15 protein-coding genes and 1 riboswitch are annotated in these 11,994 nt (G+C 70.4%); of the genes, 5 read left to right on the plus strand and 10 right to left on the minus strand.

Features of this window, described 5'->3' with window-relative positions; translation table 11 throughout:
* Positions 1 to 891 carry a DUF2520 domain-containing protein gene (locus AB0J69_RS11890; RefSeq protein ID WP_364115739.1) on the minus strand — a complete coding sequence of 297 codons (891 nt, stop codon included), beginning with the start codon at positions 889 to 891 and terminating at the stop codon, positions 1 to 3.
* Positions 892 to 1,204: 313 nt separating this feature from the next.
* Complete coding sequence (locus AB0J69_RS11895) at positions 1,205 to 1,432, minus strand: chaplin (RefSeq protein ID WP_364115742.1); 228 nt, start codon at positions 1,430 to 1,432, stop codon at positions 1,205 to 1,207.
* 187 nt (positions 1,433 to 1,619) lie between these two features.
* Here AB0J69_RS11895 and AB0J69_RS11900 point away from each other — a divergent pair, with 187 nt between their 5' ends.
* Complete coding sequence (locus tag AB0J69_RS11900) at positions 1,620 to 2,582, plus strand: SAM-dependent methyltransferase (protein ID WP_364115745.1); 963 nt, start codon at positions 1,620 to 1,622, stop codon at positions 2,580 to 2,582.
* 33 nt (positions 2,583 to 2,615) lie between these two features.
* Here AB0J69_RS11900 and AB0J69_RS11905 read toward each other — a convergent pair whose 3' ends face one another.
* Together AB0J69_RS11905 and AB0J69_RS11910 are read right to left on the minus strand one after the other, a co-directional pair.
* Positions 2,616 to 3,809: a cytochrome P450 gene (locus AB0J69_RS11905; protein ID WP_364115748.1), complete on the minus strand. Its 1,194-nt coding sequence runs from the start codon at positions 3,807 to 3,809 to the stop codon at positions 2,616 to 2,618.
* Positions 3,809 to 4,552: a TerC family protein gene (locus AB0J69_RS11910; protein ID WP_364115751.1), complete on the minus strand. Its 744-nt coding sequence runs from the start codon at positions 4,550 to 4,552 to the stop codon at positions 3,809 to 3,811. The genes AB0J69_RS11905 and AB0J69_RS11910 overlap by 1 nt, the downstream gene beginning before the upstream one ends.
* A 115-nt stretch (positions 4,553 to 4,667) precedes the next feature.
* Positions 4,668 to 4,783: riboswitch (SAM riboswitch) on the plus strand.
* Between the two features lie 44 nt (positions 4,784 to 4,827).
* On the opposite strand from AB0J69_RS11910, the gene AB0J69_RS11915 reads away from it, so the two are divergent.
* A complete protein-coding gene (locus tag AB0J69_RS11915; protein WP_364115754.1) occupies positions 4,828 to 6,114 on the plus strand; it encodes an aminotransferase class V-fold PLP-dependent enzyme in 1,287 nt (428 codons plus the stop codon).
* A 3-nt stretch (positions 6,115 to 6,117) separates the two neighbouring features.
* On the opposite strand, the gene AB0J69_RS11920 is transcribed toward AB0J69_RS11915, so the two are convergent.
* Entirely contained in the window at positions 6,118 to 6,771 is a 654-nt protein-coding gene (locus AB0J69_RS11920; RefSeq protein WP_364115757.1) for a DoxX family protein, read from the minus strand.
* A gap of 122 nt (positions 6,772 to 6,893) precedes the next feature.
* Between AB0J69_RS11920 and AB0J69_RS11925 the strand changes: the two genes are divergently transcribed.
* Genes AB0J69_RS11925 through AB0J69_RS11935 form a run of 3 tightly spaced genes read left to right on the plus strand, consistent with a single transcriptional unit; the run spans position 6,894 to position 9,350 of the window.
* On the plus strand, positions 6,894 to 8,039 hold the full coding sequence (locus AB0J69_RS11925) for an NADH-quinone oxidoreductase subunit D (protein WP_364115759.1): 1,146 nt from the start codon (positions 6,894 to 6,896) through the stop codon (positions 8,037 to 8,039).
* Positions 8,036 to 9,172 carry an acyltransferase gene (locus AB0J69_RS11930; RefSeq protein ID WP_364115762.1) on the plus strand — a complete coding sequence of 379 codons (1,137 nt, stop codon included), beginning with the start codon at positions 8,036 to 8,038 and terminating at the stop codon, positions 9,170 to 9,172. Before AB0J69_RS11925 ends, AB0J69_RS11930 begins: the two co-directional genes overlap by 4 nt.
* Positions 9,165 to 9,350, plus strand: a complete 186-nt coding sequence (locus AB0J69_RS11935) for a hypothetical protein (RefSeq protein ID WP_364115765.1) — start codon at positions 9,165 to 9,167, stop codon at positions 9,348 to 9,350. Before AB0J69_RS11930 ends, AB0J69_RS11935 begins: the two co-directional genes overlap by 8 nt.
* Here AB0J69_RS11935 and AB0J69_RS11940 read toward each other — a convergent pair.
* Genes AB0J69_RS11940 through folP form a run of 5 tightly spaced genes read right to left on the minus strand, consistent with a single transcriptional unit; the run spans position 9,347 to position 11,909 of the window.
* Positions 9,347 to 9,808 (minus strand): DUF3180 domain-containing protein, encoded by a 462-nt coding sequence (locus AB0J69_RS11940; RefSeq protein ID WP_364115768.1) that lies wholly within the window; start codon positions 9,806 to 9,808, stop codon positions 9,347 to 9,349. The two genes, AB0J69_RS11935 and AB0J69_RS11940, sit on opposite strands and share 4 nt — an antisense overlap.
* A complete protein-coding gene (folK, locus tag AB0J69_RS11945; RefSeq protein ID WP_364115770.1) occupies positions 9,805 to 10,308 on the minus strand; it encodes a 2-amino-4-hydroxy-6-hydroxymethyldihydropteridine diphosphokinase in 504 nt (167 codons plus the stop codon). The genes AB0J69_RS11940 and folK overlap by 4 nt, the downstream gene beginning before the upstream one ends.
* On the minus strand, positions 10,305 to 10,670 hold the full coding sequence (gene folB, locus AB0J69_RS11950) for a dihydroneopterin aldolase (RefSeq protein ID WP_364115773.1): 366 nt from the start codon (positions 10,668 to 10,670) through the stop codon (positions 10,305 to 10,307). Before folB ends, folK begins: the two co-directional genes overlap by 4 nt.
* Complete coding sequence (locus tag AB0J69_RS11955) at positions 10,660 to 11,106, minus strand: nuclear transport factor 2 family protein (protein ID WP_364115776.1); 447 nt, start codon at positions 11,104 to 11,106, stop codon at positions 10,660 to 10,662. The genes folB and AB0J69_RS11955 overlap by 11 nt, the downstream gene beginning before the upstream one ends.
* Positions 11,103 to 11,909, minus strand: coding sequence for a dihydropteroate synthase (folP, locus tag AB0J69_RS11960; RefSeq protein WP_364116279.1), 807 nt, complete (start codon positions 11,907 to 11,909; stop codon positions 11,103 to 11,105). The genes AB0J69_RS11955 and folP overlap by 4 nt, the downstream gene beginning before the upstream one ends.
* Positions 11,910 to 11,994 lie beyond the last annotated feature (85 nt).

The raw sequence follows: 11,994 nt of genomic DNA on the forward strand, positions 1-11,994 counted from the left end.
TCAGGTCCATATATTGCCCCCCAGCGCGTCGAGCAGCCGCTCCGCCTCCTCCGGTTTGAGCAACCCCGCAGCCAGCGCCCGGTCCGCCGTGAGCCGGGCCAGCGCGATGTAGGCGTCGGCCGCCTCGGGAGCCGCCAGGATGAGCGCGTCGACGTGCTTGCGTACCGTACCGGCGTCACCGCGCACGACGGGGCCGGTCAGCCCGGCGATGCCCAGCCGCAGCACGTTGTCGAGCGCGGCGCCGAGCAGCGGGCCCAGCATCCGCCCCGGATGTTCGACGCCGATGCCCCGCAACAGGTCGGACGACTCCGCGATGAGCGTGACCATGTGGTTGGCCGCCCCGGCCAGGGCCGCGTGGTAGAGCGGGCGGTCGGCGTCGGCGATCCACACCGGCTCGCCGCCCATCTCGATCACCAGGGCCTCGGCGACCGGGCGCAGCACCTCCGGGGCCGTGACGCCGTAGGAGATGCCGGTGAGCTTGTTGAGGTCGTCGTCGCGGCCCGTGAACGTCATCACGGGATGCAGCGCGAGCGGCAGCGCCCCGGCCCGGGCCGCCGGGTCGAGCACCGACAGGCCGTACGCCCCGCTGGTGTGCACCAGCATCTTGCCCTGGAGGTCGGCCCCGGTGGCGGCCAGCCCGTTGACGAGGTCGGGCAGCGCGTCGTCGGGCACGGTGAGCAGGACGAGCTGGCCCGCCGCCACCACCTCATCAGGCCGGGACGGCTTCACGCCGAGCCGGTCAGCCGCCCACCGCTGCGAGTTGTCCGACACTCCGCTGGCGGCCACCACCCGGTGTCCCGCCTGCGCCAACGCGGCGCCGAGGGCCGAACCGACCTTGCCTGCCCCGAGCACGCCGACGGTCAGCCGTGCCGGGCGATCACCTGCGTCCATGACGTCTCACCCCTGTCGACCGTGATGGCACTGCCGACCAGCGTAACGGCCTCTCAGGAGTGAGAGCGTGACCGGTGCTTTGCCGCGCGTTGAGTTAACGACAAAAGCGACAAGGGCATACAAAACGTGCACCCCCTGTCGGAAGAGATGAGGAGAGGGGTTCATCGCATGGCAGCGGGCGCCGAGGTCCCGGATCGGGACCTGACGCCCGCACGATGCGACCTCTTGGAGGTGCGCCGACTGGTCATCCGCCGAATGACCAGCGGGGAGACGAGCCCGGGGCGGCCTGCGCCGGCCCGGGCTCTTTCCCTGCTCAGTGGTGACTGGGCGCGTACGCGTTCGCGCCACCCTTGCAGCCCGCGATCGCGAGGCCGATGACAGCCACCGCGTTGCCGCAGACGTTGATCGGCGCGACGATCGGGACGTGCACTTGGTTGCCGGAGATCACGCCGCCGGTGCCGTTGGTGATGTCGGCGTGCGCCGGAACGGCCAGCGACATCATGGCAACGGCTCCGGTGACGACCATGACCTTCTTCAGCACGAGGGCTCCTCTCAGTTTCGCGGCCTGGGCCGCAGGTGCTTGCTCGAGAGTGAAGTGCTCCGCCACTTGGGGGATGGCGCAACGCAATCACTCGATGACAATGGGTAAACGTTATCGCAAGTTGACGACGTTGAGTAGTCATTCGATGACGATGCGTATCATCGGCCAGTCATGAGATAGTCCAGGCATGTGGCTCACCTGGCGCGTCGCAACGGAGCGCGCGCTGTACGGCGAGGAGGGCTTCTACCTCCGCGAACGCCCGTCAGGCCACTTCCGCACCTCGGTCAGCGCCTCGGCGGCCTTCGCCGGGGCGGTGCTGGCGCTGCTGGCGGAAGTGGACGCCGAACTGGGCGAACCTGACGTGCTCGACCTGGTGGACATCGGCGCGGGCGAGGGCGTGCTGGTCACCCAGGTGCTCGACGCCGCCGAGCCACGGCTGCGCGACCGGCTGCGCGTCACGGCCGTGGACCTGTCCCCCCGGCCGGAGGGGCTGCCCGAGCGGGTCGAGTGGTCCAGCAGCCTGCCCTCCGACATCACCGGGCTGGCCATCGCCAACGAGTGGCTGGACAACGTGCCGCTCGACGTGGTGGAGCAGACTCCCGACGGGCCGCGGCTCGTCATGGTCAACGTGCACACGGGCGAGGAGCGGCTCGGCGGGCCGCTGCGGCCGGCCGACCGCGCCTGGCTCGAGCGGTGGTGGCCGCTGACCCGCGTGGGGGCGCGCGCGGAGATCGGCCGCCCGCGTGACGAGGCGTGGGCCTCGGTCCTCGTCCGCCTCACCAGCGGCCGGGCGATCGCCATCGATTATGCACACCCTGTGGACAACCGGCCGCTGCACGGAACGCTGACCGGATACCGCGACGGGGCGGTCGTCGCCCCCGTACCCGACGGGACCTGCGACATCACGGCTCACGTCGCGCTCGACGCGTGCGCGGAGGCCGGGCGGCGGGCCGGCGCGATATCCACAACCTTGTCCACACAGCGCGCGGCGCTGCGGGACCTGGGGCTCACCGGCACGCGTCCGCCGCTCGACCTGGCCCGCGCCGATCCGCGCGGCTACCTCCGGGCCCTGGCGAGGGCCTCGGAGGAGGGCGAGCTGATCGACGCGTCGGGGCTCGGCGGCTTCGGCTGGCTCAGCCAGCGACGCTGAGCCCTGCTTCAGGCGGTGACGCTGAGCCCTGCTTCAGGCGGTGACGCTGAGCTTCAGGGATTCGAGTCCGCGGATGATGTAGCCGGGCTTCCAGGCCGGCTCCTGCCGCAGCTCCAGCTTGGGCGCCCGGTCCAGCAGCGCGCCGAACGACTCGACCAGCTCGATGCGGGCCAGCGGCGCGCCCAGGCAGAAGTGGATCCCGGCGCCGAAGGAGATGTGCGGGTTGTCGGCGCGGCCCACGTCGAGCCGGTCCGGGTCCTCGAACACCGCCGGGTCCCGGTTGGCCGAGCCGAACAGCAGCGCCACCTCCGAGCCGCGCGGGATCCGTACGCCGTGGACCTCGATGTCCTCCAGCACCCAGCGCTCGAACATCTGCAGCGGCGTGTCCCAGCGCATCAGCTCCTCGACGGCCGTGGGCAGCAGCGAGCGGTCCTCGCGCAGCCGGGCCAGCTCGCCGGGGTTCCGGAACAGCGACCACCAGCCGTTGCCCGTCACGTTCACGGTGGCCTCGTGGCCGGCGTTGAGCAGCAGGACGCAGGTGCCGACCAGTTCGTCGTCGGTCAGCTCGTCGATCTGGGTGAGGGCGCTGATGAGGTCCTCGCCGGGGTCGGCCCGGCGCTCGGCGGCCAGGGACTTGAGGTAGCCGGCGAACTCCGACGCCGCGCATACCGCGGTGTGCTGGGCCTCGGGGGCGGGGTTGAGCTCGTACATGCCGCAGATGTCAGCCGACCAGGGGCGCAGCAGGTGGCGGTCCCGGTCGGGGATGCCGAGCATCTCCGCGATCACGGTGACCGGGAGCGGCTCGGCGACCTCGGCGATCAGGTCGCCGCCGCCCTTGTCCACGTACGCGTCCACCAGGCTCCCGGCGATGGCCCGGACCCGGGGGCGCAGCGACTCGACCATGCGCGGCGTGAACGCCCTGGAGACCAGCCGGCGCAACCTGGTGTGCACCGGCGGCTCCACGTCGAGCATGCCCGCCCTGATCACCCGCCAGAACGGCTCCTGGAACTCCGGCTCCGGCTCCCTGCCGAACTCCTCGTGGGTGGCCACGTGCAGGTAGGAGCGGCCCAGCCGGCGGTCTCTGAGCAGCGTGTTCACGTCGGCGTGCCGCGCGATGAGCCACTGGCCCGTCGGCTCGAAGTAGCTGACGGGCGCCTCGCGTCTCAGCTGGTCATAGACCCGGTACGGGTAAGCGACAAAATCCGGATTCCAAGGATCAAAGCCCACTATTGCATCTTAGGAGCGGGGTCCTCCTGCTTCGCATGCCTGCCGCGCATCCGGATGTTGAGCAGCTCCACGATGACCGAGAACGCCATCGCGAAGTAGATGTAACCCTTGGGGATGTGCTGGTCGAGGCCCTCGGCGACGAGCACCACGCCGATCAGCACCAGGAACGCCAGCGCCAGCATCTTGATGCTCGGGTGCGCGTCCACGAACCGGCTGATGGGCCCGGAGGCGAACAACATCACCAGCACCGCCACCACGACGGCCGCGATCATCACGCCGAGCTCGTCCACCATGCCGACGGCGGTGATGACGGAGTCCAGCGAGAACACGACGTCCAGGATCATGATCTGCACGATCACCGAGGTGAAGGAGATGGCGGCGGCCTGCTTGCCGTCCTTGCCGGGCCCGGGCTCCATGCTGTGGTGGATCTCGGTGACGCTCTTGCCCAGCAGGAACAGGCCGCCGAGCAGCAGGATCAGATCGCGTCCCGATATCTCCTGGCCGAGGACCGTGAACAGCGGCTCGGTGAGCTGGACCACCCATGACAGGCCGAGCAGCAGGAGCAGGCGGCTGATCAGGGCCGCGGCCAGACCGAGCACGCGGGCCCGGTCCCGTTGTTCCGGTGGGAGTTTCCCGGCCAGGATGGAGATGAAGATGATGTTGTCGATCCCCAGCACGATCTCCAGGGCGACCAGGGTGAAGAAGCCGATCCAGATCTGTGGGTCGGCCACCCATTCCAGCATCTGCGTACCTCCATGACTCATGGCTGACGGGGGTTTCCGGTAGCAACGAGTCAGGGGCCGGATTAGTTCGCGGCTTGCGATTCCTACCCTGGTGTCGGTTATAGTGCCGAACGTAGGTCATGAGTGCCAGCGACAAGCCCCGGCTAGCTGGCCGGCAACCCTCGCGTCCGCGGCGGGGTGCCCCGGGTGAAGACCTGGTCCGTCACGAGGTGTGGCGGGCAAGCGCGGGCTCCGTGGCTGCTCCCAGGGGTCCGACGACCCTGAGGAGGTTCGCCGTGTCCACTCTGACGATCTTCAGCTCCACCCCTGCCGCCGGGACGACGGCTCCCCCGGCCGCCACCGGCCGGGCCATCCCCGCCGTGCTCGGCGCCGACCTCGAGGTGCCGGTCAAGGGCGGCCGGCTGGTGGGGTACGCCAACCTGGACTACGCCGCCAGCGCCCCCTGTCTGGAGCCGGTCAGCGCCGCCGTCGCCGCCGCGCTCCCGGCCTACTCCAGCGTCCACCGCGGCGCCGGCTACGCCTCGCAGCTCACCACCGCGAGGTACGAGCAGGCCCGCCACACGGTCAGGGCGTTCGTGGGCGCCCGCCCGGACGACGCCGTGATCTTCACCCGCAACACCACCGACGCCACGAACCTGCTGGCCGGCTGCCTGCCCGCCGGGACCACCACCGTGGTCTTCGACACCGAGCACCACGCCTCGCTGCTGCCCTGGCAGCGGTCCGTACGGCTGGCGCCGCCCGCCTTCCCCGGCGAGGCCGTGCGCGCCGCCGACGAGGCGCTGGCCGGGATCGACGGGCCGAAGCTGCTCGTGGTCACCGCCGCCTCGAACGTCACCGGCGAGCTGTGGCCGATCGCCGCCCTGGCCCACATCGCGCACCGCCACGGGGCCCGCATCCTGGTGGACGCGGCTCAGCTGGTGCCGCACCGGCGGCTCAACCTCACCGCGCTCGACCTGGACTACGTGGCCTTCTCGGGGCACAAGCTGTACGCGCCCTTCGGTGCCGGCGTGCTGGTCGGGCGGCGGGACTGGCTGGCCGAGGGGGAGCCGTACCTCAAGGGCGGGGGTGCGGTGCGCTCGGTCGGGGAGAGCGCCGAGTGGCACGACGACCCGGAGCCGCGCCACGAGGCGGGCACCCCGAACGTGCTGGGCGCCATCGCCCTGGCCGCCGCCTGCGACGCGCTGACCGCCACCGGCTGGACGGCCCTGGTGCGCGAGGAGGAGCGGCTGATCGCCCGGCTGCGCTCGGGGCTGGCCGCGATCGACGGCGTGCGGGAGTTGTCGCTGTGGGGGGACGATCACCCGCGGGTCGGCATCGTGTCGTTCACCGTGGCCGGCTACTCGGCCCGTGAGGTGGCCGAGGTGCTGTCCAGCGAGTACGGCATCGGGGTGCGCGACGGCAAGTTCTGCGCGCATCCTTTCGTCCGGCATTTGCTGGGTACGGCCGATGGCGGGTGTGAGGACGACACGGCCTCCGCGGTGCGGGCCTCGATCGGCATCGGCAGCACGCAGGAGCACGTGGACCGGCTGATCGAGGCGGTGCGCGACCTGGTCACCCGCTGACGCTCAGCGGTTCGGCGGCTTGCGGTGCTGCGGCGGCTCGTCCGAGACCAGGGCGTCGATGTCCCTCATGTCCTCGTCGTTGAGCCTGCCGGAGGTGGGTGCGGCCGGCTGCCTGGGCACGTCCGGCTGCTCCCGAGTCGTCTCCGCGGGCGTCGTGGGCCCGCCGGCGTGGCCGGTGGGCGTCGTGCCCGTGGTCCTGCCCGGGGTGTAGGCGGCGAGGTCGTCCTCGGCCGCGCGCCGCTCCGAGCGCCGGCGGAACATCGCGTTGAAGATGCCGTCCAGCCCGATCCGGCCGCCGCCCAGCGCCAGGAACAGCAGGCACAGCGCGCCCAGTGCCCCCGGCAGCTCCCAGCCGCCGCCCTCGGTCAGGATGCCCTTGCCCCCGTGCACGAACGCGATCGCGCCGAGCATGTTGAGCAGCAGCAGCAGCGCCACCGGGCGCACCAGCAGGCCGAGGATCAGCAGGATGCCGCCCACGGTCTCGACGAACATCGCGTACCCGGCGGCCAGCTCGGGCATCGGGATCTGCATGTCCCTGAAGCCCTGCGTGGTGGCGCCGTGGCCGCTTGCCCACTTCTGCCACCCGTGGGCCACGAAGATCACGCCGGTGGCGATTCGCGCGATCAGTGCCGCCACATCAAAAAGAACTCTCTTCATGGTGATTTCTCCCCCCGTTCCCGATATTCCTCCCCATGTCCGGCTTCGGGATGCATTTCCATGCCATGTCTTGACCAACCCCCCTGCTGGATCACCAGCGGCGACGGTGGCAGCATGGCCGTATGACGGAACGTGTGGTCGGAATCGGCGCGGGCGCGAAAGAGCTGGCCACCGAGGACATGATTCTCAACATCGGCCCTCAGCACCCGTCCACGCACGGGGTGCTCAGGCTCCGGCTGACGCTCGACGGCGAGCGCATCGCCACCGCCGAGCCGATCATCGGCTACATGCACCGGGGCGCGGAGAAGCTGTTCGAGGTGCGCGACTACCGTCAGATCATCATGCTGGCCAACCGGCACGACTGGCTGTCGGGCTTCGCCAACGAGCTCGGCGTGGTGCTCGCCGCCGAACGCCTGCTGGGCATGGAGCCGCCGGTCAGGGCTGTGTGGGCGCGCACGCTGCTGGCCGAGCTCAACCGGGTGCTCAACCACCTGATGTTCCTCGGCTCCTACCCTCTCGAGCTGGGCGCGATGACGCCGCTGTTCTACTCCTTCAATGAACGCGAGCGCATCCAGGCCGTCATGGAGGAGATCTCCGGCGGGCGCATGCACTACATGTTCAACCGGGTCGGCGGGCTCAAGGAGGACCTGCCGCTCGGCTGGCTCGACCGGGTGGCCGAGGCCGTCGCGGAGACCCGGCGCCGCGTGCCCGACATCGAGAACCTCATCCTGCACAACGAGATCTTCGTCGCCCGGACCAAGGGGGTGGGGGTGCTGACCCGGGAGCAGATCATGCAGTACGGCGTCAGCGGCCCCGTCTCCCGCGCCTCCGGGGTCGACTTCGACCTGCGCCGCGACGAGCCGTACCTGGCCTACCCCGAGCTGCCGGTGAAGGTCGTCACCCGGAGCGGGGGCGACTGCCACGCCCGGTTCGAGGTCCTGCTCGAACAGCTCAAGGTCTCGCTCGACCTGGCCGAGGCGTGCGTCGAGCGGCTGCGCTCGCTGCCGCCCGGGCCGATCAACCAGCGGCTGCCGAAGGTGCTCAAGGTGCCGGAGGGGCACACGTACGCGTGGACGGAGAACCCGCTCGGCATCAACGGCTACTACCTGGTCTCCAAGGGGGACAAGACGCCGTGGCGGCTCAAGCTGCGCTCGGCCTCCTACAGCAACATCCAGGTGCTGCGCGAGATGCTGCCCGGTCACCTCGTGGCCGACATGGTGGCGATTCTCGGCTCCATGTTCTTCGTGGTGGGTGACATCGACAAGTGAAGGCCGCCGACGCCACTGACCGCGACAAATACGTCGACTGGCTGCGGGCGCTCAGCCTGATCGTCGTGGTGGTGTGGCACTGGGCGTTCACCATCCTGCAGTGGAAGCCGCACGGGCCCGAGCCCACCAGCCCGCTGGGCTTCACCTCAGGACTGTGGATCCTCACCTGGCTGCTGCAGGTGCTGCCGCTGTTCTTCTACGTCGGCGGGCACGTCCACCTGCTGTCCTGGCGCCGGGCCCAGACGCGCGGCGTGGGCATCGGCTCGTTCGTCTGGCGGCGCATCCGCGCGCTCGCCTTACCGGCGCTGTTCCTGTCCGGGGTGTGGGTCGTCATCGGGGCGGTGGTGACGTACACGTTCGGGGTGGACTGGATGTGGCGGGTGGTGCTGCTGGTGCTCAGCCCGCTGTGGTTCCTCGGCGTCTACCTGGTGCTCATCGCGCTGCTGCCGGTCTCGCTCTGGCTGCACCGGCGCTACGACGTGCTGACCCTGATCTGGCTCGGCGGCGCGGCGCTGGTGGTGGACGTGCTGCGCTTCCGGTACGGGATCGACGGGGTGGGCTGGCTCAACATGGTCATCGTCTGGGGGCTGGCGCACCAGGCCGGGTTCTTCTATGACCGGGTGGTGGTCCTGCCCAGGCGCTATGACGTGGCCCTGCTGTGGACGGGGCTGTTCGCGCTGTTCGGGCTGGTCTACTCGGGCATCTACCCCGGCTCCATGGTGGGCGTGCCGGGTGACAAATGGTCGAACATGGCGCCGCCCACGTTCGTGATCGTGGCGCTGCTGCTGTTCCAGATCGGGCTGGTCGAGGTGCTGCGGCCGGCCATGGAACGCGTGCTGGAGCGGCCGAGCTGGCAGCGGGTCAACGACTTCATCAACCGGTACTCGCTGCCGCTGTTCCTGTTCCACACCACCGGGATGGCCATCTCGCTGGGGCTGTCGTGGTGGTTGTTCGGCACCCTCGGCGACCAGATCCCGCCGGACCTGGTGTGGTGGCTGGAGCGGCCGATCGCCATCATCGGGCCCCTCATCTGCACGGCCCCGGTCATATACCTCTTCGGCCGCCGCCGCACCCCGGTCAGGCAAATGCGGGACAAGGGTGTCGGCGGATCCATAAGCTCAGAGCATGGCTGACATCGCCTTCCGGGCCAACGCCGAAGACGAGCGGATCATCCGCGCCGCCCTGCGGGAAGGTGAGCGGCCCAGCGACGTCCTGCGCCGCGCATTGCGCCTGCTCCAGCGCGAGATGTGGCACGACCGGCTGACCGCCGGCGCCCGCCCGGCCGTCGAAGGGCTGGGCGAGCACAACTAGTCCCGCTTCTGGTCGTCCGGCTCCTTGGGGATGCGGCAGGCGTGCTCCAGGTAGAGGGCGGCGCAGATCAGCACGACACAGGACACGAACGACGCCGTCGCGACGAAGAACTCGCCCCTGGGCGTGTCGCGGTCGAGGATCCGGACCGTGTAGAGGGCGAACCCGGCGAACACGCCGCCGAACACCGCCCCCGCGTACGCCGACGCCTTCGCCAGCGCCGCCAGCCGGGCCACGGCCAGCGGCTCCACCGGCTTGGTGCCCGGCTTCCGGTCGATCCTGGCCTTGGTCGCCCAGGCGGTGTAGCCCTCGCCCAGGGCCAGCAGCAGCACCGTGGGGATCGCGGTCCACGGCATGAGGGGCAGCTCGGAGTAGAACGGGCTGATCGCCGCCATCGTGAGCAGGGCCACGACGACGACGATGCCGACCAGGTGGCCGGGGTGGGTGGGCTTCAGCTTCAATCGGGCCTCTGCAGCTTCAGGTCTTCGCGCAGGCGTACACCTTGCCTGTCGACCCCCTCCAGCAGCTCCGCCACCAGGCCGTGGCCGGGCAGCCGGCCCTCGGGGTCGGCCTTCGACCAGGGCACGAGCACGAACGCGCGCTCGTGTGCCCGCGGGTGCGGCAACGTGAGGTCGGGGTCGTGGCAGACGGTCTCGCCCACGACGATCAGGTCGAGGTCGAGCGTGCGCGGCCCCCAGCGCTCCGCGCGTACGCGGCCGAAGGCGTTCTCCACGCCCTGCGCCCGCTCCAGCAACGTGCGCGGCTCCAGCGTGGTCTCCGCGATCACGATCGCGTTGAGGTACGGGCGCTGCCCGCCGGGCCCCCCGACGGGGTCGGTCTCGTAGACGGGCGACGCCTTGACGAACTCCAGCCCGGGGGCGTCGAACAGCGTGTCCACGGCACCCTGCAACGTCTGGAACCGGTGTCCCAGGTTGCTGCCGAGAGAGAGCACGACCTTCATGCGCGGCTCCGCTCGATGGTCACGATCACGTCGTCGAACGGCAGCGGGATCGGCGCCGCCGGTTTGTGCACGCTGACTTCCACCTTGTGCACCAGCTCTCCGGCCAGGCACACGTCGGCCAGGCGCTGCGCGAGCGTCTCGATCAGCTCGACCGGCTCGCCCTCCACCACCGCGACCAGCGCCTGCGCCAGCTCCCCGTAGTGGACGGTCTTGGTGAGGTCGTCGCCGGCCGCCGCCGGCGCGGTGTCGAGGAACAGCGTCGCGTCCACCACGAACTCCTGCCCGAGCTCCCGCTCGGCAGCGAGCACGCCGTGCCTCCCCCGGGCCCGCAGGCCCTTGAGAGCGATGCGATCAGCGCTCAAGCTCGCCTTCCTCCTCCTCGTCGTCGTCTCCCTGGAGCACCGGCGAGCCGTGGTGCATCCACAACCGCCAGCCCTGCGAGGTGCGGATGTAGACGTTGCTCGCCACCACCTTGCCCGCGGCGAAGCTGGCCTCACCCTCCTCCCCGGCGGTCAGGATGTTCTCCACGCAGGTGAGGACGGCGACGTCACCCAGCACGGTCGTGTTGACGTCGGTCAGCACGAACTGGATGTAGGTGGTGTTCGCCATGATCAGGGCCCACGACCGCAGCACCTCCGAGCGGCCCGTCAGCAGGGTCCAGCCCGGGTGCACGCAGCTCACCTGGTCGTCGGTGGAGTCTTCGGCCCAGATCTCGGTCATCTTGTCGAGATCGGCGCTCTCGATCGCGGCGTAGAACTCCTGGTTGACCGTCTCGATGGCGGCGGTGTCGACGCTCATGTGTTGGCTCCGGCTCTCTTCCATGCGGCGGCCACGCGCACGGCATCGGCATTGGGACCTACCTCGTGCACGCGTACGCACCAGGCGCCCGCGTGCGCGGCCAGCGCGGTCACGGCCAGCGTGGCGTCGTCGCTGCGACTGAACGGCCGGGGCGTGCCGTCGGGAGCCGCCAGCAGCCGCCCCAGGAATCGCTTGCGCGACGCCCCGATGAGCAGCGGGTAGCCCAGCTCGGCCAGCCGCGGGATCCCGGCCAGCAGCGCCCAGTTGTGCTCGGCGTTCTTGGCGAAGCCGAGGCCCGGGTCGAGCACGATCTGCTCCTCCGTGACGCCCTCGGCCAGCACCAGATCGACGCGCTTGCTCAGCTCCTCGCGCACCTCCGTGACCACGTCGGTGTAGACGGCGCGGGTGTCCATGTCATGACTGTGACCGCGCCAGTGCATCACCACGTAGGCGACTCCGGTCGCGGCCACCACGCGCGCCATCTCCGGGTCCGCCAGCCCGCCGCTCACGTCGTTGACGAGCTGCGCGCCCGCCTCGACCGCGGCCCTGGCGACCTCGGCCCGCATCGTGTCGACGCTGACCGGAACTCCCTCGGCGCGCAGCGCCCTGATCACCGGGACGACCCTGGCCAGCTCTTCCTCCAGGGGCACCCGGGCGGCACCCGGGCGGGTGGACTCGCCACCCACGTCGACGATGTCGGCGCCCTCCTGGACCAGGTCAAGGCCGTGCCGGATGGCGGCCGCCTCGTCGAACCACATGCCGCCGTCGGAGAACGAATCGGGCGTCACATTGACCACACCCATGACGAGGCACCGCTCCGCACCTCCCGGCACGCTGATGGGCACGCTAGTCATGGGCCAAGCCTAGGCGCTTCCCCACACCTGGTGA

This window comes from Nonomuraea sp. NPDC049709 (genome assembly GCF_040674815.1).
Taxonomy (GTDB): Bacteria; Actinomycetota; Actinomycetes; order Streptosporangiales; family Streptosporangiaceae; genus Nonomuraea.